Annotated in this window: 29 protein-coding genes; 6 read left to right on the top strand and 23 right to left on the bottom strand. The window is 34.5% G+C overall.

Annotated features, from left to right (window positions below):
• Positions 1–158 precede the first annotated feature (158 nt).
• The 10 genes from BW932_RS11320 to tpx all read right to left on the bottom strand — a co-directional run bounded on the left by BW932_RS11320 (position 159) and on the right by tpx (position 5,835).
• Positions 159–809, bottom strand: a complete 651-nt coding sequence (locus BW932_RS11320) for a J domain-containing protein (RefSeq protein WP_076387619.1) — start codon at positions 807–809, stop codon at positions 159–161.
• A 298-nt stretch (positions 810–1,107) separates the two neighbouring features.
• Entirely contained in the window at positions 1,108–1,377 is a 270-nt protein-coding gene (locus tag BW932_RS11310) for a hypothetical protein (protein ID WP_076387617.1), read from the bottom strand.
• 239 nt (positions 1,378–1,616) lie between these two features.
• A complete protein-coding gene (locus tag BW932_RS11305) occupies positions 1,617–1,949 on the bottom strand; it encodes a hypothetical protein (protein WP_076387616.1) in 333 nt (110 codons plus the stop codon).
• Between the two features lie 11 nt (positions 1,950–1,960).
• Positions 1,961–2,515 carry an RNA polymerase sigma factor gene (locus tag BW932_RS11300; protein ID WP_143745554.1) on the bottom strand — a complete coding sequence of 185 codons (555 nt, stop codon included), beginning with the start codon at positions 2,513–2,515 and terminating at the stop codon, positions 1,961–1,963.
• 155 nt (positions 2,516–2,670) lie between these two features.
• Entirely contained in the window at positions 2,671–3,111 is a 441-nt protein-coding gene (locus BW932_RS11295; protein WP_076387614.1) for an SRPBCC family protein, read from the bottom strand.
• Between the two features lie 12 nt (positions 3,112–3,123).
• Positions 3,124–3,546 (bottom strand): SRPBCC family protein, encoded by a 423-nt coding sequence (locus tag BW932_RS11290; protein ID WP_076387613.1) that lies wholly within the window; start codon positions 3,544–3,546, stop codon positions 3,124–3,126.
• Between the two features lie 10 nt (positions 3,547–3,556).
• Positions 3,557–4,420 (bottom strand): VOC family protein, encoded by an 864-nt coding sequence (locus BW932_RS11285; RefSeq protein ID WP_076387612.1) that lies wholly within the window; start codon positions 4,418–4,420, stop codon positions 3,557–3,559.
• A gap of 22 nt (positions 4,421–4,442) precedes the next feature.
• Positions 4,443–4,787: an iron chaperone gene (locus BW932_RS11280; RefSeq protein ID WP_076387611.1), complete on the bottom strand. Its 345-nt coding sequence runs from the start codon at positions 4,785–4,787 to the stop codon at positions 4,443–4,445.
• Positions 4,788–4,798: 11 nt separating this feature from the next.
• On the bottom strand, positions 4,799–5,215 hold the full coding sequence (locus BW932_RS11275) for an SRPBCC domain-containing protein (protein ID WP_076387610.1): 417 nt from the start codon (positions 5,213–5,215) through the stop codon (positions 4,799–4,801).
• 122 nt (positions 5,216–5,337) lie between these two features.
• The gene (tpx, locus tag BW932_RS11270) at positions 5,338–5,835 is read right to left on the bottom strand and encodes a thiol peroxidase (protein WP_076387609.1); all 498 of its coding nucleotides are present in this window, start codon (positions 5,833–5,835) and stop codon (positions 5,338–5,340) included.
• 280 nt (positions 5,836–6,115) lie between these two features.
• Between tpx and BW932_RS11265 the strand changes: the two genes are divergently transcribed.
• On the top strand, positions 6,116–8,335 hold the full coding sequence (locus BW932_RS11265; protein ID WP_076387608.1) for an NADP-dependent isocitrate dehydrogenase: 2,220 nt from the start codon (positions 6,116–6,118) through the stop codon (positions 8,333–8,335).
• A gap of 364 nt (positions 8,336–8,699) precedes the next feature.
• Here the strand turns inward: BW932_RS11265 and BW932_RS11260 are convergent, their stop codons facing one another.
• Both BW932_RS11260 and BW932_RS11255 read right to left on the bottom strand, forming a co-directional pair.
• Positions 8,700–9,479: a zinc ribbon domain-containing protein gene (locus BW932_RS11260; protein WP_076387714.1), complete on the bottom strand. Its 780-nt coding sequence runs from the start codon at positions 9,477–9,479 to the stop codon at positions 8,700–8,702.
• A 4-nt stretch (positions 9,480–9,483) separates the two neighbouring features.
• Positions 9,484–10,581: a Nif3-like dinuclear metal center hexameric protein gene (locus BW932_RS11255; protein ID WP_076387607.1), complete on the bottom strand. Its 1,098-nt coding sequence runs from the start codon at positions 10,579–10,581 to the stop codon at positions 9,484–9,486.
• A gap of 59 nt (positions 10,582–10,640) precedes the next feature.
• On the opposite strand from BW932_RS11255, the gene BW932_RS11250 reads away from it, so the two are divergent.
• On the top strand, positions 10,641–11,468 hold the full coding sequence (locus tag BW932_RS11250; RefSeq protein WP_076387606.1) for an ion transporter: 828 nt from the start codon (positions 10,641–10,643) through the stop codon (positions 11,466–11,468).
• Between the two features lie 333 nt (positions 11,469–11,801).
• On the opposite strand, the gene BW932_RS11245 is transcribed toward BW932_RS11250, so the two are convergent.
• The 3 genes from BW932_RS11245 to BW932_RS11235 form a co-directional block, all read right to left on the bottom strand.
• A complete protein-coding gene (locus BW932_RS11245) occupies positions 11,802–12,854 on the bottom strand; it encodes a peptidylprolyl isomerase (protein ID WP_084566511.1) in 1,053 nt (350 codons plus the stop codon).
• 83 nt (positions 12,855–12,937) lie between these two features.
• On the bottom strand, positions 12,938–13,447 hold the full coding sequence (locus BW932_RS11240; protein WP_076387712.1) for an FKBP-type peptidyl-prolyl cis-trans isomerase: 510 nt from the start codon (positions 13,445–13,447) through the stop codon (positions 12,938–12,940).
• Between the two features lie 97 nt (positions 13,448–13,544).
• Positions 13,545–14,618: a branched-chain amino acid aminotransferase gene (locus BW932_RS11235; RefSeq protein WP_076387604.1), complete on the bottom strand. Its 1,074-nt coding sequence runs from the start codon at positions 14,616–14,618 to the stop codon at positions 13,545–13,547.
• Positions 14,619–14,702: 84 nt separating this feature from the next.
• Between BW932_RS11235 and mnmD the strand changes: the two genes are divergently transcribed.
• Both mnmD and BW932_RS11225 read left to right on the top strand, forming a co-directional pair.
• The gene (mnmD, locus tag BW932_RS11230; RefSeq protein ID WP_076387603.1) at positions 14,703–15,389 is read left to right on the top strand and encodes a tRNA (5-methylaminomethyl-2-thiouridine)(34)-methyltransferase MnmD; all 687 of its coding nucleotides are present in this window, start codon (positions 14,703–14,705) and stop codon (positions 15,387–15,389) included.
• A gap of 54 nt (positions 15,390–15,443) precedes the next feature.
• Positions 15,444–15,860, top strand: coding sequence for an NUDIX domain-containing protein (locus BW932_RS11225; RefSeq protein WP_076387602.1), 417 nt, complete (start codon positions 15,444–15,446; stop codon positions 15,858–15,860).
• Here BW932_RS11225 and BW932_RS11220 read toward each other — a convergent pair.
• Positions 15,855–16,646: a S1/P1 nuclease gene (locus tag BW932_RS11220; RefSeq protein ID WP_076387601.1), complete on the bottom strand. Its 792-nt coding sequence runs from the start codon at positions 16,644–16,646 to the stop codon at positions 15,855–15,857. The genes BW932_RS11225 and BW932_RS11220 overlap by 6 nt on opposite strands.
• A 2-nt stretch (positions 16,647–16,648) precedes the next feature.
• Positions 16,649–17,356: a DUF4294 domain-containing protein gene (locus BW932_RS11215; RefSeq protein WP_076387600.1), complete on the bottom strand. Its 708-nt coding sequence runs from the start codon at positions 17,354–17,356 to the stop codon at positions 16,649–16,651.
• A gap of 56 nt (positions 17,357–17,412) precedes the next feature.
• On the opposite strand from BW932_RS11215, the gene BW932_RS11210 reads away from it, so the two are divergent.
• Together BW932_RS11210 and rpe are read left to right on the top strand one after the other, a co-directional pair.
• Positions 17,413–18,489, top strand: coding sequence for a M42 family metallopeptidase (locus BW932_RS11210; RefSeq protein WP_076387599.1), 1,077 nt, complete (start codon positions 17,413–17,415; stop codon positions 18,487–18,489).
• 47 nt (positions 18,490–18,536) lie between these two features.
• A complete protein-coding gene (rpe, locus tag BW932_RS11205) occupies positions 18,537–19,187 on the top strand; it encodes a ribulose-phosphate 3-epimerase (RefSeq protein ID WP_076387598.1) in 651 nt (216 codons plus the stop codon).
• Between the two features lie 277 nt (positions 19,188–19,464).
• Here the strand turns inward: rpe and BW932_RS11200 are convergent, their stop codons facing one another.
• The 6 genes from BW932_RS11200 to dnaX form a co-directional block, all read right to left on the bottom strand.
• Positions 19,465–19,884, bottom strand: coding sequence for a nucleoside-diphosphate kinase (locus BW932_RS11200; protein WP_076387597.1), 420 nt, complete (start codon positions 19,882–19,884; stop codon positions 19,465–19,467).
• 179 nt (positions 19,885–20,063) lie between these two features.
• Positions 20,064–20,990 carry a ribosome small subunit-dependent GTPase A gene (rsgA, locus tag BW932_RS11195; protein WP_076387596.1) on the bottom strand — a complete coding sequence of 309 codons (927 nt, stop codon included), beginning with the start codon at positions 20,988–20,990 and terminating at the stop codon, positions 20,064–20,066.
• 1 nt (position 20,991) lies between these two features.
• Complete coding sequence (locus BW932_RS11190) at positions 20,992–21,768, bottom strand: Fic family protein (RefSeq protein WP_076387595.1); 777 nt, start codon at positions 21,766–21,768, stop codon at positions 20,992–20,994.
• Positions 21,769–21,777: 9 nt separating this feature from the next.
• A complete protein-coding gene (locus BW932_RS11185) occupies positions 21,778–22,845 on the bottom strand; it encodes a chorismate mutase (protein ID WP_076387594.1) in 1,068 nt (355 codons plus the stop codon).
• A 41-nt stretch (positions 22,846–22,886) separates the two neighbouring features.
• Positions 22,887–23,372: a hypothetical protein gene (locus tag BW932_RS11180; RefSeq protein WP_245820728.1), complete on the bottom strand. Its 486-nt coding sequence runs from the start codon at positions 23,370–23,372 to the stop codon at positions 22,887–22,889.
• A 107-nt stretch (positions 23,373–23,479) separates the two neighbouring features.
• Positions 23,480–24,565, bottom strand: a complete 1,086-nt coding sequence (dnaX, locus tag BW932_RS11175; protein ID WP_076387593.1) for a DNA polymerase III subunit gamma/tau — start codon at positions 24,563–24,565, stop codon at positions 23,480–23,482.
• Between the last annotated feature and the right edge of the window lie 6 nt (positions 24,566–24,571).

Here is a 24,571-nt window from a genome sequence, read left to right as displayed (position 1 = left end):
TCCCTTTTAAAATTGCGCCCTTGTTGCCTTTCAATGGTGATTCTGAGGAGTTATTATGTTTAAAGAAAAAGTGTTGTAAGAAATTTAAAAAAGGGAAACGCTGCAAGAAATGTCCGGGTCGTCTGAAAATGGCTTAATATTTTTTAGCAAAAATCACCTTATTGATTAAAATTTCTGATCAGGATTAAAATTAAGATCAGAATAAAAACAAGGGCAAAAATAATTTGCACTTTTCCTGAAAATCCCGCCGGATTTTGGAAAGTCGGTTTTGCGGGTTTGAAGATCTTTTCAACTTCACTACGGATCTCCTCTCCTTTATTTTCAAAAGTTTCTGTAATGGTAATCGCACGAACGACTGTTTTATTGAGCAAAGAATTGGTGGCATGACACAGAATCTGAAATTTTCCGTCTTTGAATTCCGTAATTTTAAAAGTCCGTTCTCCGTACGCTTTTTCTAACCCAAAGGGCAAAATTTTCACAATGTCTGCATTGTTCGTTTGCCAGTTAATGATGACTTCCTCGCCTTTCTGAACTCTGATTTTGTTCGCTGAAAAAGTTTTGATAAATGGCGGCAAAGTCGGGCGGTAACTTCTCTGTTGATGGCCTAAATTTGCGTCGTAGATTCTGCGATTTTCTGGATCGCCCAAAATATCATACGCTTCCTGAACTTCGCGAAAACGGTTCTCAAAATAATCATCACCGGGATTTTTATCCGGATGGTATTTTAATGATAATTTTCGATAAACTTTTTTAATGTCTTCTCCGGAAGCGTTTTCCTGAATGCCGAGAAAATAATAGTAGTTTTTCAATTAAAATGTATAAATGTAGCTTGTAAAATGTACAATGTAATTTCTTCCTGCAAAAATAGGACTTTTCGATTAATCCGGACTTTATTTAAGAATCAAAATTGCGCCCCGACCTGAATGGAGCTCTTTTTTGTGGAGCGCAGCGGAACAAAAAAAGCGGGAATGGAGGGCGGAAAAAGGCGCCCCAGAAAATAACAATTACCTTTTCGACGATGTCAAAAAGGCGCCTCAGAAAAAATAAAAAAAACGAAAAGAAAAAATCTTTCCGTTTCAACAAATAATTGAGTTCGTCGAAAATGGTTTATGCTTCTGCAAATTTTCGTCCCGAATGTCTTTTGCAGCAATGCTTTGAGGCAAATTTTTCTTTGATTTTCGCTTTCATTTCTGCATATTTTTCATCATCCATTTCGCGGATCTTGTCTGCAAAACCAAATGGCGATCTTTCTTTGATGTCATATTCCTCGAAAATGTCTTTCATGGTTTTTTTGCGGTCTGCCATTTTTTTTACGGCGACCGCAATTCCTACTGCTGCTAAAACTCCGAATACTCCTTTTAACCTTGAATTTTTCATTTTTTTTTAAATTTTAATTTTAACGTTTGTTATATAAATGAAGACGACTGAATTTGAATTTTACTTTAAAAATTTTTAGATTCAAATTTTGTGATGGCCTCTTTTTAATGAAGACGGGTACAACGGGTTTTTACTTTAAATTTTATATTATAACTGATAATAATTTTTGGCTAAAGCCACCGCAAGACTCCATAAAAAAGCGGGCTAAAGCCCGCTTCTAATGATATTTTATAATTTCTCTAACATTGATCTCGGAAAAATCCGCGTTCGCAGCGTTTTTTCCACATTTCCTTGAATTTTTCTTTTTCCTCCTCGGTCATTCCGCTCATTCTTTCCTCTTTTAATTTCTGGAATTTTTCTCTGCCGAAACCTTTTTTGCCGTGAAATCCTCCGAAAAGAATTTTAGATAAAATTAAAATCCCGGAAGCTTGCCAAAATGTAATCGCTTTCACCCCCAAAATTTCGGGAAGCAAATGATTCCAAAGCACCATTACGATTGCTGAAACCGCGAAAAACATGGCAATTGCAAGCAATACAAAAAGTACAATTTTCCCTTTAAATCTATTTTTCATTTTCTACTTTTTTAACTGTTTAAATCTTTATACAAAACCGTCATTCTCTTTCTTAAATGTTTGATTGCATAATTTTTTCTACTGATGATCGTCTTTAAATTTTCTCCCTGTTCATCTGCGATTTCCTGGAGTTTCTTGCCTTCAATTTCGTGTTCTGTAAAAACCAATTTCTGTTTTTCCGGAAGTTCATCCAACGCGGAAAAGAGCGCTTTCCAAACTTCTTCCCGAAAAGCCAAAAGTTCCGGATTTTCTGAATCATCCAGCAATAAAATATCTTTGATGGAAAATGTTCCGTCTTCATCTTCGTACACGAAATCCTCAAGATTTTCGGTCTTTTTTTTACGGTAACTGTCGGTAATTTTGTTGCGGGAAACCGTGTATAACCACGCACTCACATTCACAATTTCTGAAATATTGGTCAGGTTGCTGAATTGGTACCAAACTTCCTGCAAAATATCTTCTGCATCTTCGGAATTGTTTACTTTTGGACGAATAAAAGACAGCAATTTGCCGCCGTAATTTTTTACGGTCTGTGCAATGATATTCTCCTTTTCACGCTGTGACATCTTGAAAATTTCCCCGTCCATAAAGTTGAAGACGTGCGGAAAATGATTATACTTTAAAAATTTACAATTATTTCTAAAAAAACAAAATCTAAGTCCATTGAAATAAAAAAAACGGAAATACTTCCGCCTTTTAAACATCTTAAAAATCTACTGCTTTAAGCTTCTCCTAATTTTTTCAAAACCTCAAATCCCTGAATAAAACCTTTATTCATCAATTCTCCCATATCTTTGGAAGTGTGAACGATCGCTCGAAGTTCAGTCGTATTTTCATCAATTTCTCGTAGAAAATATTTTTCCTGCGCACCACTCCATTCGATGACTTCTTTGCTTTTGGTATCTTCTACACCGTCTTTGAACATTCCTAAATGGCTAAAAATAACTTCGCGCGGTTTTTCCAGACTCAAAATAGTGGAAACCATTCCGTTTCCATGGGCATCTAAAAAGTAGGTTTTCCCATTCACTTCCCAATCTGTTTTGAATTGTGAACCTTCCATAAAAAACTGCGTCCATTGCGGATAAGTTTCTTGATTCCAAAGCAAATCCCATATTTTTTGAACCGATGCTTTTATGCTGATTTCGTACTCCAGTGTTTCCATAATTTTTCATTTTTATTTTTCTGAAAGTCTTTTAATATGCTCAAAATTTTGCGGATATTTTGAGTTGAAAAATTCTACAAATTCATCTAAGGAATTCACGGTTCCTTTTAACAAAGTACCATTTTCACTGGGTTCTAAAATATAATTTAAAGTAGAATCTTCCCAATTTTGTGGGCTTAATTCGCCTTTCAAAATCCAACCTAAATGTTTCATTCCTAATACTTTGAACCGGATATTTTCTGTTACCAAATTATACATTCCATTATTCTGCGGATCCAGAAATTTCATAATGCTACCAACTTCCCAATTTCCCTCGAAATAAGTTCCTTCATTCATTGCAGATGCCCATTTTTTATAGGAATCTTGGGTGAAAAGCGTTTCCCAAACTTTTTCTGGAGTTGCATTGATTTGTATTTCAAATTCTAAAAATTTCATATTCTACTTTTTAGGAATTGTAAGCATTTTCTAAATCCTCAATCACGATTTTATTCATCTGCATCATTGCGTTCATTACTTTGGTCCCTTTCTCGCGATCTGAACCATTCATTAATTCCAGTAATTTTTTGGGAACAATTTGCCAACTGACGCCGAATGGATCTTTCAACCAACCGCACATCGATTCTCTGCCGCCGTTTGCAATGAGTGAATTCCATAAATGATCGGTTTCTTCTTGATCATCGGTCATGACAACCATTGAAATTCCTTCGTTAAAATCAAACTGATGGTCAAAAGAATTATCCATGCAAAAAAAAGTGTAACCATCCAGTTCAAAAGCAGCATGTTGAATGTTTTGCGGGATTTCATGAGTTTCGTTTCCGACTCCTTCACCATATTTCAAGATGCCACTAATTTTTGAATTGGGAAAAATTGAGGTGTAAAGGTTCATCGCTTTCTGGGCTTTCCCATTATTTTCGTGAATAAACATCAAGGTCGGAACAATTTTTTGGTCTCCCTGTTTTTCCCCAAGATAAATTTGCCACGTTACGCCAAACTGATCACGAACCCAACCATATTTTTTGCTCCATGGATATTCTCCCAACTCCATTAAAACAATTCCATCCATTGCTAATTTTTCCCAGTATTTCTGCACTTCTTCCTCGGTTTCGCATAAAATCATGAATGATACAGAAGCGTTTTTTTCGAATTGCGGACCAGCGTTTAGAATCATAAATTGCTGATCAAAAAGATTGAGGTTGATTACGACAGGAGTATCGGTGGTGATTGTACCGCCAAATATTTTGGTGTAAAAAACCGCAGCATCTTTTCCGTCGCCGTTAAACCAAAGACATGGAAAGATATTGTTTCTCATTTTTATGTTTTTTTTGAGATGGTTATTGGAAGACGTTTTCTTTTCTAAATTTAACGATATCCTTAATTAATAGATAAGGAATTTCTTTAGCCAACGGAAATTGGACCGAACCTTTTCCTTGTTTGTACACGGAAAGCTCTTTTTCAAATTTTTCATGACCGTTTGGCGTTGCATAAAAACCAATGTGATTTTTGTAGGCAGCAAAATAGACCAATGGTTTTTTATTCAAATAAAATCCCGGCATTCCGTAACTTATTTTTTCCTGAGCTTCGGGCGCTAATTCCAAAATAAGAGTTCGAATATGAATCAAAATTATCTGAATATTTTCAGGAAACTTCAAGATATACGCTTCAATATCAGGATTCATTTCTCTTAAATTTATTTATAATTTTCAACATATTTGTGGAAATTATTCAAAATTGCGTACCATCCATCGCGTTGCATTTCTCGTGAATTTTGCGTTTCTGGCTCGAAAATTTCTACAACTTCCGTGGTAGTAGGATCAATTTCATTAAAAAAAACTTCTACCAATCTTCCGTCTTCCAAATGATATTTTATTTTTTTCAATGGAATAATTTCGTCATATATTCCCGACAAATCAAAGCCAAAACTTTCATCTTTTGCTTCCATTCTGTACGTGAATTTTCCTCCGACTCTCAAATCATTTTCAGCTTTCGGGCAATGCCAAGTTTCATGGGCAAAATTCCATTTTTCAATATGGTTTGGAGTTGTCATCAAATCCCAAACTTTTTGAGTGGGTTCCAAAATGGTAATTTCAATTCTAATAGGTTCCATAATTTTTCATTTTCACTAAGGTACAAAATTCTAAAACTACTTTTTAAAATTATCATTTTTAAAATAAAAAACCTTGTCAAATTTTGAATTCTTGACAAGGTTAATGTTATATTTTAAAAATATTATTTCAAAGCATTGAGTGCTTTTTCATAGTTAGGTTCTTGCGCAATTTCTGGGACTTGCTCTGTGTAAAGAACTGTTCCGTTTTCATCGACAACGATAATTGCTCTACTCAAAAGTCCTTGCATTGGGGAATCGGTGATTGTAACTCCAAAATCTTCGCCAAATGTTCCACGGAAATCTGATAAGTTCACTACCTGATCTAAACCTTCAGCTGCGCAAAATCTGCTTAAAGCAAAAGGCAAATCTTTCGAAACATTCAGAACGACTGTATTTTCTAAGCTAGATGCTTCTTCATTAAACTTGCGTGCAGAAGCGGCGCAAACTCCAGTATCAATACTAGGAAAAATATTGAAAATGATTCTTTTCGAAGAGAAATCATCATTGGTATTTTCTTTTAAATCTTTACTGATCAAAGTGAATTTCTTTATTGTGCTTCCAACTTCCGGCAATGATCCGATTGTGTGAACTGCACTGCCATGTAATGTAATATCTGCCATAATTTATTTTTAAATTGATTCAAATTTACTGATTTTTTTAGAGTTTAATAAGAGGGTTAAAGTTAAATTAATCTTAAATCATCCTGCTGAAATCAAAATTTATAGGTCTTAACTATATATGAGTTTAAACGAATTGCAAACTTCAGATTAAGATTTTCATGAAAAAAGGAGGAAGTCTCAGATTATTTAATGGAAGGAAAATCATGAATTTGATTGCGCTAAAACTTAAATTTTTCAGTAAATTTGTGATTCTTAAATTTTTAAATAAAAAAATAGCATAATGTCAGAAAATTCAAAAATCGTCTATACTTTGACCGACGAAGCGCCGATGTTGGCAACGCATTCTTTGTTACCTATTGTTAAAGCGTTTACCAAAACGGCATCTATTGAAATTTTACCAAAAGATATTTCATTAGCAGCAAGAATTCTAGCCAATTTCCCGGAGTTTTTGAACGAGGATCAAAAAGTGGAAGATGCTTTGGCACAACTTGGAGAGATGGCGACGAAACCTGATACCAATATCATCAAACTTCCAAATATTTCTGCCTCTTCACCACAGTTGGAAGGTGCGATTGCTGAACTGCAAGAACATGGTTTTGCTGTTCCTAACTATCCTGCAGAACCAAAAAATGCTGAAGAAGAAGCCATTAAAACAAAATATGCGAAAGTTCTAGGAAGTGCAGTAAATCCTGTACTTCGAGAAGGAAATTCTGACCGAAGAGCGCCAAAAGCAGTAAAAAATTACGCCAAAGCAAACCCACACCGAATGGGAGTTTGGAGCGCAGATTCGAAAACCAAAGTTTTGCACATGACGCAAGGTGATTTTTATGGCACCGAAAATTCAGTAACGGTAGAAAAAGATTCGCAGTTTAAAATTGAATTTTTCGGAAACGACGGTTCTGTAAAAGAATTGAAAGCGCTTGCTCCGTTGAAAGCTTTAGAAATTATTGACTCTTCGAAAATGAGTCTTTCTGCATTGAAAAATTTTGTTACCGACGCAATTGCAGAAACGAAAGCGGCGAATGTTCTACTTTCCGGCCATTTAAAAGCGACGATGATGAAGGTTTCTGACCCCATTATTTTTGGAGCGATGGTTCAGGTCTATTTTAAAGCAATTTTTGAAAAGTATGCCGGTTTATTTGATGAATTAGACATTAATCCAAATAATGGTCTTCAAAATTTATTAGAAAAAATAAAAGGAAATTCAGAAGAAGAAAATATCAAAGCAGCTATTGCAGCTGCCTTAGAAAACGGACCAGCTGTTGCGATGGTAAATTCCGACAAAGGAATTACCAATTTCCATGTTCCTTCCGATGTTATCGTAGATGCTTCAATGGCAGCATTAATCAGAGGTGGCGGAAAAATGTGGAATAAAGAAGGACAAGAAGAAGACACCATTGCAATGATTCCAGATCGTAACTATGCAGGTTTTTACCAAGCTGCAATTGACGACATGAAAAAACATGGTGCACTCGATCCAACAACGATGGGTTCTGTTCCTAACGTAGGTTTAATGGCGCAACAAGCAGAAGAATATGGTTCTCACAATAAAACCTTCCAAATGACTGCAGCAGGAAAAGTAAAAGTTTCCGATGAAGAAGGAAATGTTTTCTTAGAGCAAGAGGTAGAGAATGGTGATATTTTCAGAATGTGTCAAACCAAAGATGCTCCGATTCAAGATTGGGTAAAATTGGCGGTAAACAGAGCAAGATTATCAAATACTCCTGCAATTTTCTGGTTAGATAACCAAAGAGCGCACGATCGTGAAATGATTAAAAAAGTTGAACTTTATTTAAAAGATTTCGATACTACAGGTTTAGACATCCAGATTTTAAATATTGAAGATGCGATGCATTTCACTTTAGATCGAATTCGTCAAGGTTTAGATACGATTTCTGTTTCTGGTAATGTTTTGAGAGATTATTTGACCGATTTATTCCCAATTTTGGAGTTGGGTACTTCTGCAAAAATGCTTTCTATTGTTCCATTGATGAATGGTGGTGGTTTGTTTGAAACAGGAGCAGGAGGTTCAGCGCCAAAACATATCGAACAGTTTATTGAAGAAGGGTATTTGCGTTGGGATTCTTTAGGCGAATTTATGGCATTGCAAGCGAGTTTGGAACATTTGGCTCAAACACAGCATAATGATAAAGCGCAGATTTTAGCAGATGCTCTAGACGAAGCAAATGAGAAATTTTTGGCAAACGATAAATCGCCTTCTAGAAAAGTTGGATCTATTGATAACCGTGGTTCCCACTTTTATTTGGCAATGTATTGGGCAGAAGCTTTGGCAACTCAAACCAAGGATGAAGAATTAGCTCAAAAATTTGCACCAATCGCGAAATCACTTCAAGAAAATGAAACTAAAATCAATGAGGAATTAATTGGAGCTCAAGGAAAAGCGCAGAATATTGGTGGGTATTACCAACCGAATTTCGAGAAAACCGATGAGGCAATGAGACCTTCAACAACTTTGAATACCATTATCAATTCTATCTAAGGTAAAATTGAGATTTAAAAAAAACGCTTCAAATAATTTGAAGCGTTTTTTTTTGGTAAAATTCATCTAAAAAAGTAATCAACAATACATTTATTTACGTTAGTGTAATTTTCATTTCCTGTAACAAAAATGACTAATTACTTTCACCTTGAGACCGCACGAAATTTATGCAAACTACTTAAGTTTTATTTCTCTAATGATTCCTTTTTGTTTTCACTTTAATAATACAACGATCCTAAAAAGTTTTTTTTTAAAAGTTCAAAAAAAAAGTTTATTGAAATACCATTCAATAAACTTTCTAAAACACCGATCACTAAATAGGATTTAGGTGATTTTACTAACTTTTTCTCTTGACTATTAAGTATTAAAACTTAATAATTTCTTTCATTTTTTCGTTTTCTTCGTTGACCATATCGTCGTCAACCAAGATTTTACCACTGTGCTCATCGATAATAATTTTCTTTCTCTGCGCAATTTCCATTTGTTTTTGTGGAGGCAAAGTAAAGAACGATCCTTTCGGTGCTCCTCTTTCCAGACCAACTACCGCTAAACCAGTTGGTGAATTGGTACGAATTCTTTGGTAAGAAGCCAACAATCTTGCATCGATATTTTGAGCAAATTCTTCTGATTTTTGAATTAAAAAATCTTCTTCTTTTTGAGTTTCAGAAACTAAATTTTCTAGCTCTTCTTTTTTGAATTTAAGGTGGCTTTTTAATTCTGAAATTTTATTGTTTAATTCTTCAAAAGTTTCGTTTTTGTGCGCAATTTTTGCAGAAAATTCTTTTATTCTTTTATCAGAAAGCTGTATCTCAAGTTCTTGAAATTCGATTTCTTTGTCTAAAGCTTCGAATTCTTTGTTATTTCTTACAGTATCTTGTTGAGATTTGTATTTGTCGATCAGAGATTTTGCGTGATTAATAACTTCATTTTTTGTATTAATTTCGTCATTCTGCTCTTTAATTTCAGCAGCAAATTTTTCTGATCTTTTTTGAAGACCTTCGATTTCGATTTCTAAATCTTCAACTTCAATCGGCAATTCGCCTCTGGTATTACGAATTTCATCTAATCTAGAATCTATTATTTGTAAATCGTAAAGTGCTCTTAATTTATCTTCAACGGAGATTTCTACAGTTTTCTTAGCCATATTTTTATAAAAAATAATTAACAGGATTGGTTTTCTCAACAGATTTTGAGATTGCAAATTTAGGAAAAATTTCCGATAAAATCTCAAATAATTGTTGGGTGACGAATTGCTCGGACTCAAAGTGACCGATGTCGCAAATCATCATTTTACCTTCGTTCTGAAAAAAGTCGTGGTATTTCAGATCTCCTGTCAAATAGGCATCGCAATTTTTTGACATGGCAGCTTTTATTCCACTTGCTCCACTTCCACCTAAAACTCCTACTCTTTTAATTTTTTTACCATTATAATCGGAATGTTTGATTATTTTTAAATTAAATGCATTTTGGACCATTTTTAAAAAATCGGCTTCCTCCATTTCGTTTTCTAATTCACCAAAACGTCCTAATCCTGCATATTGATTATTATTTTCTAAACTGATAATCTTGTAAGCAACCTCTTCATAAGGATGTGCAGCTTTCATTGCTGCAAGAATTTGATTTTGTTTATACGATTCAAAAGTAACAGAAATCATTTCCTCGGTGGTATTTTCACGAATATTCTTGGTTCCGGAATATGGATTAGAACCTTCAATCGGTCGAAAAGTTCCCTTTCCTGAAATGGTAAAACTGCATTCATCATAGAAACCGATATTTCCGGCGCCTGCTGAAAATAAAGCTTCCTTTAGTGTTGCCGAAAATTCTGCCGGAACATAAAATTCAAGAGCTTTTAAATTGTTAGGTTTTGGCATTAAAACTTGTTGATTCTTCAATCTTAACTGTTCGCAGATTCCATAATTAACTCCAAACCAATCATTGTCAAATGCGGTGTGAATGGCATAAATCGCAATTTTATTTTCGATGGCTTTGATCACAGATTGCTCCACATAATTTTTTCCGGTCAGCGATTTTAAACCAGAAAAAATAACAGGATGAAACGTGATGATCAAGTTAAAATTTTTGCTAATTGCCTCATCTACTACTTTTTCCAGGGCATCATGACAAATTAGAATTCCCGATACTTCCCGATTAAGGTTTCCACATAATAATCCTACATTGTCAAAATCTTCAGCTTGTTTTATAGAAATTTTCTTTTCAATTTCAAAAATTGCTTTTTCAATCGTCATTTACTTAAGTTTGTGACGAAATTAAGGATTATTTCTTTAAATTTAGTTTTTAAGAAAAAATGGAAAAAGAACACGATTTTATCCCAGAAAGAACAAAATGGAAACGCTCGGTTTACCAAGTTATTTTTAAATCAGATACGAAAAATGGAAAAGCTTTTGACCTGATTCTTCTCTTTCTTATTTTACTCAGTACTTTCATCGTAATGATGGAAAGTGTAAGTAATTTCGATGCGAAATTGCATTCGCTATTCGTGATTTTAGAAATTATCATAACGGTAATTTTTACAGTAGAATATGCTTTAAGGATCATTACGCTTCGGAATAAGAAAGCCTATATTTTTAGTTTTTTTGGAATCATTGATTTTTTAGCCATTTTACCATTTTACTTAAGTTTGTTTTTTCCAATTACCAAATACTTTTTGATCCTCAGAATGCTACGAATGTTGAGAGTCTTCAGGATTTTCAATCTGCTGGATTTTATGAATGATGGGAAATTTATTGTAACCGCATTAAAAAATAGCTCCCGGAAAATTTACATATTCCTTATGTTTCTTATTATTTTTTCGGTCATTGTGGGTTCTTTGATGTTCATGGTAGAAGGACATCGCGAAGGTTTTGAAAGCATCCCTCAAAGTATTTATTGGGCGGTTGTAACTGTAACTACCGTTGGTTATGGTGATGTTTCGCCGGGAACACCTTTAGGTAAATTTTTGTCTGTTTTATTAATGTTGGCTGGTTATTCCATCATTGCGGTCCCAACTGGAATTGTAACTGCAGAGATGCGGAACAAACGGCAAGAATTAGAAAAAGCCTGTCCTCGCTGTGGAAATGACGATATCGACGATGATGCAAGGTTCTGTAAAATTTGTGGTGAAAAGGTAGTATAAAAAAAGATGCATTGTAAAAATGCACCTTTACTAGAAATTCCATCATTTGTGTTTTTTTCTGTCAGAATTTCACTTCACAGTTTTTCACTAATACCAAACCATTTCGTTAATTTTATTTCATCATTTGTGTTTTTTTATCGTTTCCGATGGTCAAAGATAGGAGATATTCTTTTCATATTTTACCGTTAAATCACCCTTTTTTTTAAAAAAATATGATATTTTTTTTCGTTGACTGAAATAAAAGGGCTGGTTAAAAAAAAAAGCAATACTCCTAATTAGGAATATTGCTTTTAAATGCCCATTGTAAATGAGAAATCTACGATCGCATTTCAATTATTTCGATAGAATACTTTTTACTTTTACAAGTTCTACATCAAAAATCAACCAAGCGTTTGGTGGAATTACTCCTCCAGCTCCGTTTGCGCCGTATCCTAATTCAGAAGGGATTAGCAAAGTTGCAGTTTCGCCTTCTTTTAACAACATAATTCCTTCATCCCAACCTTTGATCACTTGACCTACACCAATTGGAATATCGATCGGTTGATTTCTTTTGAAAGAAGAATCGAATTCGGTACCATCCACAAGTTTACCTGCATAATGTACGGCAACATCTTCCCCTTTTTTGGGTGCAACACCTTCTGTTTTTTTCGTAATTTTATAATACAATCCAGATGGAGTGGATTGCATGGTAGCTTTTAAATCATCAACTAACTTTTGTTGATTGGCTGCAAATTCTTCTTCTTTTTTCTTTTTATCAGCTTCTATTTTTGCCATTATTGCTTTATTGCCTTCTGTGATTTTGGCTTTACCTTCAGCGAAAATCTTAGCGGCATCATAACCTTTGTACTCGTCACCTTTAGAAAAAACAGAAACTTTTTCTAAAACAACATTGGTTTTAGGTTTATCCTGTGCTCCTTTGTCAACTTTAGCAATTACATCAATTACGTCTAAACCATTTACTACTTTACCAAAAATAGTGTGTCTTCCATCTAACCAAGGTGTCGCAACTTCAGTAATGAAAAATTGAGAACCATTGGTATTCGGTCCCGAGTTTGCCATAGAAAGAATACCTTTCCCAGTGTGCTGCAAACTGTTTTTTTCGTCATCGAATTTATATCCTGGATCTCCCATTCCTGTTCCAAGTGGATCACCACCTTGAATCATAAAATCTTTAATAACTCTGTGAAAAATAGTTCCGTCGTAAAAAGGAACTCCTTTCGCTTTTGCTTTGTTGTCGATTTTTCCTTCAGCCAAGCCAACAAAATTAGCAACCGTAACCGGCGCATCTTTGTCTTCGAATTTCACAATCATATTTCCTTTTGAAGTTTGGAAATTGGCATAAAGTCCTTCTTTCAGACCTTCGTAAGTTTCTTTGTCTACGTTCATTTTTTTATAAATTGAGTTGCAACTAGTGAGCGAAAGCGCCGCTATTGCGATTAAAAAATTTTTCTTTAGCATTACTATAAGATTTAAAGTACTTTTATTTTGATAATTAAAGGCATATCATTTGAAATTTTTTTGCTATCGCCATACGTTCCGAAAGCTAAAACTGATGGTACCAAAAGGGTTGCTTCTTGGTTTTTCTGTAAATATCTCAACGCATCTTCAACTGCTTTTAACTCTTCAAAACGCCCAAATTGAACATTTTTTCTCTCTTTGGAGTTATCAAGAAGTTTTACCTGATCGAAATCAAAAATATCATACTTATAAGAAATGATATCACCATCAATTTTTCTAGGATTCTTCTGTAGATTTTCGATGTTTACCCAATAATTTAAGCTCATCGGATAAAATTTTTGGTTTTGACTTCTAATCCAATCCTGAATTTGTATCCTTTCTGTAACGTTCAGACTTTTGGCTCTGTTTTTGGAAGTGCTCATATCTTTTTCACTCAAAAATCCACCAACAGGAGGATGAGTTTGTGTATTTTGTGCACAACTAAGAAGCAGTAGCGAAGAAATTACAATTATTTTTTTCATAAAAACTTTTGCGAAAATAAGAAATTCGCGCCACATTATAAAAAGAAAAAACCGGATAAAAAATTTTCCCGGTTTTTAGTATTTGTTAATCGAAAAATTAAACGGTTTCCAAAATATTTTTTTCTACCAAAACTCTCCAACCAAAAGGATCTTCAGCATTATTGGTTTGTATATCAACCAAATCTTTTTGAAGTGTTAAAGCGAAACTATCTTCTAAAGTTAGAATAGGAAGCATTAATTTTTCACCTTTGTAGCCTAAAGCTTGAAAAACGCTTGTTACCACTGCAGTTCCAACTCCCCAAACTTCTTTCAAAGTTCCATTTTTCTGAGCTTCAACAACTGCTTTTACAGAGATCGGTTCAATTTTCATTTCAATACCTCTCTTATTTGCGAGCGCAATAAAACTGTCTCTTGTAATTCCGTCGAGAATTTTTTCTGAAGTTGGCGGCGTATAAATCTTATCATTGATTCTTACAAAAACGTTCATCGTACCACTTTCTTCAAAAAATTCGTGGGTAGAATCATCGGTCCAGATGATCTGATCGTAACCTTCTTCCATCGCTAATTTTGTAGGATAAAAAGAAGCTGCATAATTCCCGGCTGCTTTTGCAGAACCTACACCTCCGTTTGCTGCTCTGGAATAAAAATCAGAAATCTTCACTGAAACAGGTTCGGTATAGTAACTTTTTGCGGGTGTTGCAACGATTGCAAACATATATTTATTAGCAATTCTAGCTTTCAACGCTTCTTCCGTAGCAAAAATAAGTGGACGAATATATAAAGACATTCCTTCACCTTGTGGAATCCAATTTCTGTCGATATCAACAAGTGCTTTCAAGCCTTCCAAAAACATTTCTTCAGTCACTTCCGGCATTGCAAGACGAGAAGCCGACTTATTAATTCTCGCAAAATTCTTTTCAGGACGGAAAAGAAATACTTTTCCATCTTTATCTTTATAAGCTTTCATTCCTTCAAAACAGGCTTGTCCGTAATTTACTCCCATCATTGCAGGAGAAAACGGAAGTTGACCATAAGGAACCAATTGAACATCGCCCCATTTTCCGTCCTCGAATTCGCAGATTATCATGTGATCGATAAAAGTATTTCCAAAAGAAAAATTTTCGGGATCAAAACTTGAAATTCGTGGATTGGTAGATTTATGAATTATCATTTTAAAAATTATTTTTGATGTTCTACAAAATTAATATAATTTTTTAAATATCAAAATTTTAAATTAATTTTGGAAAAAATTAAGATGGAAAGAGAAATTAGAACCACTCAAGACGGCAGTAAAACACTGTATATTAAAGATTTAAATGAGAACTATCATTCTCATCACGGTGCTTTACAAGAAGCCAATCACGTCTTTATTAAAAATGGATTAAATTTAATTAATAATTACGAAATTAACATTTTAGAACTCGGTTTTGGTACAGGTTTAAATGTTTTAGTTACAATTAATGATTTTTTGAAAAATGACAAAAATCATGTAATTAATTATTTTACAGTTGAAAAATATCCCGTAAATATAGAAGAAGTATCAGAATTGGATTACGGCTCTTCTTTTGAGCACCCAGAAATCAAAGATTTTTACGAAAAATTGCATCAATGCCCATGGAATGAAAAAACAGAAATTTTGTCCGGTTTTTTCTTTACTAAATTTCAGTGTGATTTTTTTGATATCGAAAGCTTAACCCTTCCAAAAATTAATCTTGTTTATTATGACTGTTTTGGAGCGAGAGTTCAGCCTGATTTATGGGAAGAGAAAATATTTAAAATTGTTTCTAATACAATGGAAAATGAAGGATTAATTACCACCTATTCCTCTAAAGGGAGTGTTCGGAGAATTTTGAAAGACCTTAACTTTGAGGTAGAAAAAAAAGCAGGACCTCCAGGAAAAAGAGAAATGATGATTGCGACAAAACGGAGCCATGAGTACTAAACGATGACTAAAAAACGCTAAATTTGGAATTGCTCTTTTTAAATACTACAAAATATGATTGATAAAATAAATGTTAGAGTTTACGCTACAGTCCTTAAAGACAAAAAAATCTTATCCCTTCATGAAGAATATGTGGGAGAATATCTGCTGAAATTTGTGGGCGGCGGTTTAGAATTTGGGGAAAGCATCGTGGAATGTCTGCACCGTGAATTTGAAGAGGAGCTTAATTTAAAAATCAAAAATCTCGAGCATTTTTATACGCAGGAAGATTTTTTAGTATCAAAATTCCGAGACAATGAACAACTTTTAACCATTTATTATTTGGCAGAAATCGTAGATGAAGATGATTTAATCATTCGTGACTCTTGTATTGAAAAGGTAGAATGGATTTCTTTGGAAACCGACGAAAACCCATTTCCTTTGCCTGTGGACAAAATTGTTTTCGATTTGCTAAAAAAGAGATTTTTATAGAATTTCGTTTAAAATTTTAGCCAGACGAAGACCGCCGTATAACAACTGACGTTCTAGCAAAGACTCAAATTTGTAATTGTAATCGTAAGAATAAGAAGCATCAGCAACAGAATTTGAATAAATGCTGTTTGCTTGTTTTTGACTGTCGTAGAGCCAATCTTCTAAAGTACCATACTGGATCTGCTTTACTTCTTTTTTCGATTTCACATCTAAAACACCAGCAAACTCCTTGTAACTGTATTTCTGAAAATCAACCAATTTGGTATCCCATAAAGAATGAAGATTGGTGTTTTCTCCAAAAAATTTGAGTTTTATTTTATTTCCGCCAAGATCTTCTGCTCTTCCTACATGAAGCGGTTGAGCTGCATCTCCCATTAAGTGAATGAGGAATCGAAGGGCTATTTCTTTGTCTTTTAAAGAAGTGTTTTTATCCTTGATCTGTGCCGAAAAAATTTTTATTTGGGTATAAATGTTTGGTGCTTGCTGCGAATTGATACTTTCCGTAAAAGTTTGAATATTGGTTTTCGGTTCACTATTGATATAATGCCATTGCTCGGATTGCTTCCAAACTCCCGTTGTATCAGCTTTAATAAAATCTGGCCAGTTCGCCCAGTAGGCTAACTTTTCCTGTCCAATTATTTTTTTCAAGTGTCTTTTTGCTTTGCCAGAAAGATGGTTTTGGGCAATTTCTGCAATGACTCGATGACCGGTTGTTCCCCAAGAATAAGCAAAATTAAAACTCAGAAGGAATACAATTAAGAGGAGGTTACTTATAATTTTTTTCACAATTATCTTTTAATTTTAAAATTTTTGTAACCCGGATAAGGCTGCAAATATCCTGCATTCCAGTTACTTTGAAGCAGCGCTTCGAGAAATTCATCCGTTCTATTTTTGTGTGGATCAAAAGGTTCTTTGATATCGACATCAGCAATATTTCCTTTCACATTCCACCAAAATGCACTCCAACCACCACGCAATTCTTTTACAATTTCGTACACGGTTTTACCGGTCGCGCGATTCATTAATTTTGCAAAAACGCGTCCTTCAGTCGTGGTAAGATCTCGCAGTTGTTTTTCGTATTGATCCGCTAAAGCATTTTGTCGGGTACTGACATATTGTCTGCGCGAGGTCTTGTCTAAATTTTTACTTTCAATTTGTATATCCTCATATTGCTCCAATGCGGTAACAAAAAGTGGATAAACGCGACTTAATTTTTTATTAAGAAAATAGTAATAATTTTGGTCGAGTTGATTGTTGAACTTGGGTTTTTTGAATAAAATTAATTCATCCATTACCACCACATTTTCACCATTTATCTCGTAAATCCTCGCTTTTTGAGCCTCGTCGTAATAATATTTATTTCCTACATCATCCGTTTTTAACATTTCTGCTGGATATTGACTGATTGGCTTTGCGATTACAAGAGAATCTTTCTGTGCATTCACGAAAAGTGCAGTGAATAGTAGAAAAATTAAGATCAGTTTGTTAAATTTCATTACTTTTACTTCCTATAAAATCAAATTTTAGTACACCAAAAATCATTCCCTTTACTATGAAATTTAAAAATAAATCTCTTCAATTTTTAGAAAAATATCTAAACACTGCATCGCCAACAGGTTACGAACACAACGGACAAAAAGTTTGGATGGATTACATCAAACCTTATGTAGATAAAGTTGAATTTGACCATTATGGCACTTGTTATGGCATCATTAATCCTGAAGCAGAATTTAAAGTTGTTATCGAAGCCCATGCGGATGAAATTTCTTGGTATGTGAACTACATTACCGATGACGGACTCATTTATGTCATTAGAAACGGAGGATCTGATCAAATGATCGCTCCTTCGAAAATTGTCAATATTCATGGTGAAAAAGGAATTGTAAAAGGAGTTTTCGGTTGGCCTGCAATTCATACCAGAATTGGAGCGGAGAAAGAAACTACACCGAAACTCGACAATATTTTCATCGATTGTGGTGCCACAACCAAAAAAGAAGTAGAAGATTTGGGAGTTTTTGTAGGAACCATGATTACCTATCCTGATGAATTTTTCGAATTAAATGATCGCTATTTTGTTTGCCGAGCTTTGGATAACAGAATTGGTGGATTTATGATTGCTGAAGTTGCACGACTATTAAAGGAAAACAAAAAAAATCTTCCGTTTGGTTTATATATAACCAATTCTGTTCAGGAAGAAGTTGGTTTATACGGTGCAGATATGATTGCAGATACCATCAAACCAAATATTGCGATTGTTACAGATGTTACGCATGATACTTCTACGCCGATGATCGAAAAGAAAAAAGAAGGCGATTTGAAATGTGGAGATGGTCCCGTAATTTATTTTGCACCAAGTATTCACCACATCATTCGCAACCTGATTGTAGAAACTGCAAAAGAAAATAAAATTCCTTTCCAGAGAGCGGCTTCCAGCAGAGCAACAGGAACCGACACCGACGCATTTGCACATTCCAACGGCGGAGTTCCATCGGCTTTGATTTCTCTTCCTTTAAGATACATGCACACCACGGTGGAAATGGTTTCTAAGAAAGATGTAGCAAACGTTATCGATTTGATCTACGAGACTTTATTGCAGATCAAACCTGAAATGAATTTGAAATACCATTAAAATACTACGCTAATTTCTGCCCAAAAAACAACATATAAAAAGTAAAAATGAAAACAAAAATGATTGCTCCTTCCCTACTTTCTGCAGATTTTGGGAATCTTCAAAGGGATATCGAAATGCTGAATCAATCACAAGCAGACTGGATTCATGTTGATGTGATGGACGGAAGATTTGTTCCCAATATTTCCTTCGGATTTCCAGTGATGAAAACGGTACAGCAATTTTCGAAAAAATTTGTCGATGTACATTTAATGATTGTTGAACCTGAAAAATATGTAGAAGAATTTATTAATCACGGTGCAGATTTAGTTTCTGTGCATTATGAAGCTTGCGTTCATCTTCATCGAGTGATTAATCTGATCCAAGAAAAAGGCGCAAAAGCTGGTGTTGTTCTCAATCCGTCAAGTCCCGTTTTAATGTTGGAAGATATCATCGCCGATGTAGATTTGGTCTTATTGATGAGCGTAAATCCTGGATTTGGGGGACAGAAATTTATTGAAAACACCTACAAAAAAATCGCAGAAACAAAAGATTTAATTTTGTCTAATAATTCTACAGCTCTCATACAAGTTGATGGCGGTGTAAATTTAGAAAATGCATCCAAACTTTTCGAGGCAGGTGCAGATGTTTTGGTTGCCGGAAATGCAGTTTTTTCAACAGAAAATCCTGAACGAACCATTGAACTTTTGAAAATTTAAAAGAAAAGATTTTTTGGTAAACTTAAAAATCTGACGGGACAATATTTAGATTAGCTCTTGCTTCACCTTACTCTTTTAATTTCTTTTATTAAAGAGTAAACCTGTATCAAAAAAGAGTGTTTCCACGGTAAATTTGATAAAGTACCATTGTTTCTTCCAACCCAAAATTCAAATCGAAATTGAAAAATAAGATGGTCTTTTCATTATTCTTAAATTAAAAAAGACCTAAAAAAAATGCTCAGTAAAACTGAGCATTTTTTTCAAAATATTGAATAGTTTAGAAAATTTCTCTTCCAGAAAAGTGAAACTGAGCTTCGATCAGCGCATTTTCATCTGAATCAGATCCGTGAACTGCGTTTTCTCCTATTGATCTTGCAAACATTTTTCTGATGGTTCCTTCCGCTGCATCTGCAGGGTTTGTAGCACCAATCAAAGTTCTGAAACTTTCAACAGCATTTTCGTTTTCCAAAACTGCAGCTACGATTGGACCAGAAGACATAAAATCTACCAACTCCCCATAGAATGGTCTTCCTGCGTGCACTTCATAAAATTTCTGCGCATCTGCAACGGTAAGTTGCGTTAGTTTTAAAGCTTTGATTTTGAAACCTGCTTCTGCAATTTTTCCTAAAATAGCACCAATATGGCCATCTGCAACTGCATCTGGTTTGATCATGGTGAATGTAATTTTACCTGACATATATCTTGTTTTATTGTGCTGCAAAAATACAAAAAAGTTTCCTACCTTTGCACTGGAAGTTCATAATAATTGAGTAGTCAGTTTTTAATTGGCACGGAAATTGTAATTAATTTTCCGATTCTCATGTTTAATTTGAGTTTTCATGGTTATTAGTTTTTACCCAGCTTCGGCTGGGTTTTTTATTGCGCCGTATTTTCTTCGGCTTCCTCCATGAGTTTTAAGTAGGTCATATATCGTGTTTCCTCGATCTCTCCGGTTTCGATGTTTTCTACAACTGCACATTTTGGTTCATTGATGTGCATGCAGTTATGGTATTTACAACCTCTTCCAATGCTGAAAATTTCAGGGAAATAGTGCTGAATTTCTTCTTTCTGCACATCGATCATTGCAAATTCCCGAACTCCAGGTGTATCAATCACGCTGCCTCCAAAATCCCAAAAATGCATCTGAGCAAAGGTTGTAGTATGTTTTCCCTTTAATAATTTTTCGGATATTTCAGACGTTCTGATATTTAATGCAGGTTGTAATGCATTGACCAAAGTCGACTTTCCACTTCCGGAATGTCCGAAAAAGACAGAAACTTTATCGGTAATCGTTTTCTGTAAAACTTCTAAATTCACTTTAGAATAAGAAGAAATTTCTAAAGTATCGTAACCAATATGGTGGTAAAGTGCTTCAATTGTCTTAACCACTTCCATCTCATCCTCGCTCAAAACATCTATTTTATTAAACAAAATGAGTGGTTTGATATTGTAAGCTTCACAACACGCCAAAAACCGATCAAGAAAACCCAATGAAGTTTCCGGATGCTTTAAGGTGTAAATAAAACAGGCAACATCAATATTTGATGCAATGATATGGGCTTCTTTCGAAAGATTGGTTGATTTTCGAATAAGGTAATTTTTCTTCGGTTCAATCTTAGTGATCCATGCAACATTGTCAATTTCCAAAGAAAACTCCACCAAATCTCCTACAGCAAGAGGATTGGTTAATCTGGTTTTAATCAATTTAAATTTCCCCCGAATTCTAGCCTCGAAAATTTTATTCGATTCCTGTTCTAAAACTTGGTACCAACTTCCTGTCGATTTTATGATGAGTCCTTTCAAATTAGATGGGATTTTTTAAAGAATTTACAGTCATTAGTAAAAATGGCAAAGCTTTCGAATAGTCAAGTTCACTATATTCTAAACCTACTATTTGCAAGTTGAAATAATAATCGGAAATATTTTTGTAGTAATTTTTCTCCAGAGGAATTGCAAACGCATTTATTCCCAACTTTTCCAAGAGGAACCATTTTTCTAAAAGTCTTGCTGATCGACCATTTCCGTCATTCATCGGATGAATTTTAGCAAAAGCTAAATGAATAAAAGCCGCATAATAAAAAATTTCTGTTTCGGTAATTTCTGTTCGCAATAAATATTCAATATCCGAAAATAATTTTTCTAATTCTACCGTTACTTGAAATTGATTTACAGCGACATACACTATTTTTCCTTTTTCATTAATGACACTCATCAAATTATTTCGAACCCTGCCTCGTTGATTTTCAGGAAGAATATTCTTGCTCAAAATTTGATGAACATTAAAAAAATTAGAAAGATTGAGCTTATTATTTTTAATAAAAAGATAGGCATCAAAAAGATCATCTACCCTTTTCGTAAGATCGGGCAAAAATTCTACATGCTGAAATTTATGTTTCAAATAACTATCAAGTTCTATATTTTCGCCTTCAATCCTCGATGAATAGACAGAGGAAACGGAATTATAAAATTCAAAATAATCGAGATCAATATCTTCTTCCGCCAAATTATTCATTGATTTTACTGGAGAAAAATCGATATTTTCTTTAAAATCATTGAGCAATATGGAGGGAAGAAGATTCATGAATTCGGATTAAATATTATTCTGAACCTCGATCGATTCTTCATGAATGGCCTTGAAAACTTTCTCGATAAATTCTGAAGACATTCCCGTTTCGTCAGCTTTTTGAAGGGCATATTCGGTGATAATCTTCCAACGTTCTGGTTGAAAAATAGCAATATTGTTGTCCTTTTTTAAAGTTCCAATTTTCTCAGAAATTTTCATTCTTTGTGATAAAAGTTCGATCAAATTGAAATCGAGATCAGAAATCAAAGTTCTGTGACGTCCCATTTCATCATCAAAAACGGAAATATCAGAATTTCTGATCTGTAAATTGTTGATCAATTCTGCCAAAACTTCCGGCGTGATTTGTTGGGAAGCATCACTCCAAGCTTCGTCGGGATTGCAATGACTTTCGATAATCATTCCTTCGTAACCAACATTCATCGCTTCTTGCGCAATTCCTGCTAAACCAGTTCTGTTCCCACAAATATGTGATGGATCAACGAGCATTGGAATATTCGGATACTGATTTTTGAAATCTAAAGCAATCTGCCAGTTTGGAATATTTCTGTATTTTGTTTTTTGGTAAGTGGAAAAACCTCGATGAATAACGCCTAAATTTTTCACATCTTGTCCCAAAAGTCTTTCTAAAGCTCCGATCCATAAAGCCAAATCTGGATTTACAGGATTTTTTACAAAAACAGGTTTGTCAGTTCCTTTTAAAGCTTCCGCGATTTCTTGAACAGTAAAAGGATTTACGGTAGAACGTGCGCCGATCCACAAAATATCAACATCTGCTTCTAAAGCTGCAGCAACGTGATGCGCATTGGCGACTTCTGTTGCAGTTTTAAAACCATATTCTTGTTTCACTTTTTTTAACCAGCCTAAACCGATCGTTCCCACGCCTTCAAAACCATTAGGTTTGGTTCTTGGTTTCCAAATTCCTGCCCGGAAAATTGGAACTTCGGCATTGCTTTCTTTAATTCTTTTTGCTGTTTCAAGCATTTGAGATTCACTCTCTGCACTGCAAGGTCCTGCAATGATTATCGGTTTTGGGAATTCTTTCACCCAATTATTTTCTAAATTTTTTAAATCCATTTCTTTCGAACGAGTTAACTTTTGATTAACTGCTTTATATATTAATTAAAATCAAATTTGAACAAATCATCTAAATCCCGCAAAACAGGATTGACGTCGGCAAATTTATCGAAAATCTTTCGTTTGGTCATAATTTCTTTTTTCAAAGAAATATCGTTTTTATAGATGATGTTGATATTATAATGATTCACTTTGTGCATAAAATGATTAAAAAAATCACTCCGGATTTTCTCAAACTCACTCTTTGCGGAATCTGATGGATAGGTAATTTCTACCACATCCTCCTCCTTTTTATAAAGTTTAAAAGAGTTAACTGCATTGTAAATCAGCACCTCTTTTCCCTGTAATTCTACCAAAAACTTTTTCCATTCGACCTGCAAATCTGTATCGGTAAAGTGATTGCTTGGTAATTCTTCTTTTTCGGAATGTGTTTTTACTTCCTCTTCAGTTTCAGTTTTGTGCAACGCCGCAGAAATACTAAATTTTGAAGGAATTTTTGGCTTTCCGAGTGGTTCAGCGGTTTTCAAAATCACTTTTGGAATTTCCTTGGGGAAATTTTCAGGGACTTCAGTCTTTATTTCTAACTTGGAAACTTGAGGAACTTGTGCACTAACTTTAAGAAGCGGTGCTAAAATCAGGAATTTTTTTTTTTAGATTCTACTCCTACAGCAGTTAATGATGAAAGTTGCATTAAGGCAATTTCTACCGTTAATCTAGGATTTTTAGAATTTTTATAATTAATGTCTGCGTGATTACAAATTTCGATGGCATCAATTAATTGCTGAACATTCCAGCTTTTGCTTTGCTCAGAAAATTTAATTTTGGTTTGATCACCAACTTCAATTAAGCTTAAAGTCTGAGGATTCTGCGCCATCATCAAATCTCGGAAATGATTTCCTAAACCAGCGATAAATAAATGCGAATCAAAACCTTTTTTTACAATTTCATTAAAGGCAAATAATGTTTCTGAAATTTTATTTTGATGCGCTAAATCGACGATATTCAAATATTGGTCGTAATCGAGGATATTCAGAACTTCGGCTGCTTTTGCAAGGGTAATGTTTTTCTGCGTAAAAGTAGCCAATCGATCGAAAATAGAAAGGGCGTCCCGAAGCGCTCCATCGGCTTTTTGTGCAATTAAATAAAGTGCGTCTTCTTCATATTGGATGGATTCTTTCTCCGCAATCTTCTTTAAATGAATTTGAATATCTTCAATGGTGATTCTTTTGAAATCATAAATCTGACATCTTGATAAAATCGTGGGAATAATCTTATGTTTTTCTGTCGTAGCCAAGATAAAAATGGCATGAGCAGGAGGTTCTTCCAACGTTTTCAAAAAAGCATTGAACGCCGCTGAAGACAACATGTGAACCTCATCAATGATATAAATTTTGTATTTCCCAACCTGTGGCGCAAACCGAACCTGATCGGTTAATTCCCGGATATCTTCCACTGAATTGTTGGAAGCCGCATCGAGTTCAAAAATATTATATGCAAAACCGTCTTCCGAAGTTGAACCGTCTCTTTCATTGATTTTTCGGGCGAGAATTCTGGCGCAAGTTGTTTTACCCACGCCTCTCGGACCACAAAATAAAAGCGCTTGAGCCAATTGATTTTCTTCAATGGCGTGTTCCAAAGTATCTGTAATATGGGATTGTCCGACAACAGTTTCAAACTCTTGCGGACGGTACTTTCTTGCAGAAACAACGAAATTTTCCATTGGTCA

It is taken from the genome of Kaistella chaponensis (assembly GCF_900156725.1).
Lineage (GTDB): Bacteria > Bacteroidota > Bacteroidia > Flavobacteriales > Weeksellaceae > Kaistella > Kaistella chaponensis.
Note: the sequence above shows the minus strand (reverse complement) of the source record. Positions and strands in the feature narration are given on the sequence as shown.

Coding starts and splice junctions, on each gene's coding strand:
- BW932_RS11310 (WP_076387617.1), bottom strand. CDS start 1,377: ATGAAAAATTCAAGGTTAAAAGGAGTATTCGGAGTTTTAGCAGCAGTA.
- BW932_RS11305 (WP_076387616.1), bottom strand. CDS start 1,949: ATGAAAAATAGATTTAAAGGGAAAATTGTACTTTTTGTATTGCTTGCA.
- BW932_RS11300 (WP_143745554.1), bottom strand. CDS start 2,515: ATGTCACAGCGTGAAAAGGAGAATATCATTGCACAGACCGTAAAAAAT.
- BW932_RS11295 (WP_076387614.1), bottom strand. CDS start 3,111: ATGGAAACACTGGAGTACGAAATCAGCATAAAAGCATCGGTTCAAAAA.
- BW932_RS11290 (WP_076387613.1), bottom strand. CDS start 3,546: ATGAAATTTTTAGAATTTGAAATACAAATCAATGCAACTCCAGAAAAA.
- BW932_RS11285 (WP_076387612.1), bottom strand. CDS start 4,420: ATGAGAAACAATATCTTTCCATGTCTTTGGTTTAACGGCGACGGAAAA.
- BW932_RS11280 (WP_076387611.1), bottom strand. CDS start 4,787: ATGAATCCTGATATTGAAGCGTATATCTTGAAGTTTCCTGAAAATATT.
- BW932_RS11275 (WP_076387610.1), bottom strand. CDS start 5,215: ATGGAACCTATTAGAATTGAAATTACCATTTTGGAACCCACTCAAAAA.
- tpx (WP_076387609.1), bottom strand. CDS start 5,835: ATGGCAGATATTACATTACATGGCAGTGCAGTTCACACAATCGGATCA.
- BW932_RS11265 (WP_076387608.1), top strand. CDS start 6,116: ATGTCAGAAAATTCAAAAATCGTCTATACTTTGACCGACGAAGCGCCG.
- BW932_RS11260 (WP_076387714.1), bottom strand. CDS start 9,479: ATGGCTAAGAAAACTGTAGAAATCTCCGTTGAAGATAAATTAAGAGCA.
- BW932_RS11255 (WP_076387607.1), bottom strand. CDS start 10,581: ATGACGATTGAAAAAGCAATTTTTGAAATTGAAAAGAAAATTTCTATA.
- BW932_RS11250 (WP_076387606.1), top strand. CDS start 10,641: ATGGAAAAAGAACACGATTTTATCCCAGAAAGAACAAAATGGAAACGC.
- BW932_RS11245 (WP_084566511.1), bottom strand. CDS start 12,854: ATGAACGTAGACAAAGAAACTTACGAAGGTCTGAAAGAAGGACTTTAT.
- BW932_RS11240 (WP_076387712.1), bottom strand. CDS start 13,447: ATGAAAAAAATAATTGTAATTTCTTCGCTACTGCTTCTTAGTTGTGCA.
- BW932_RS11235 (WP_076387604.1), bottom strand. CDS start 14,618: ATGATAATTCATAAATCTACCAATCCACGAATTTCAAGTTTTGATCCC.
- mnmD (WP_076387603.1), top strand. CDS start 14,703: ATGGAAAGAGAAATTAGAACCACTCAAGACGGCAGTAAAACACTGTAT.
- BW932_RS11225 (WP_076387602.1), top strand. CDS start 15,444: ATGATTGATAAAATAAATGTTAGAGTTTACGCTACAGTCCTTAAAGAC.
- BW932_RS11215 (WP_076387600.1), bottom strand. CDS start 17,356: ATGAAATTTAACAAACTGATCTTAATTTTTCTACTATTCACTGCACTT.
- BW932_RS11210 (WP_076387599.1), top strand. CDS start 17,413: ATGAAATTTAAAAATAAATCTCTTCAATTTTTAGAAAAATATCTAAAC.
- rpe (WP_076387598.1), top strand. CDS start 18,537: ATGAAAACAAAAATGATTGCTCCTTCCCTACTTTCTGCAGATTTTGGG.
- BW932_RS11200 (WP_076387597.1), bottom strand. CDS start 19,884: ATGTCAGGTAAAATTACATTCACCATGATCAAACCAGATGCAGTTGCA.
- BW932_RS11190 (WP_076387595.1), bottom strand. CDS start 21,768: ATGAATCTTCTTCCCTCCATATTGCTCAATGATTTTAAAGAAAATATC.
- BW932_RS11185 (WP_076387594.1), bottom strand. CDS start 22,845: ATGGATTTAAAAAATTTAGAAAATAATTGGGTGAAAGAATTCCCAAAA.
- dnaX (WP_076387593.1), bottom strand. CDS start 24,565: ATGGAAAATTTCGTTGTTTCTGCAAGAAAGTACCGTCCGCAAGAGTTT.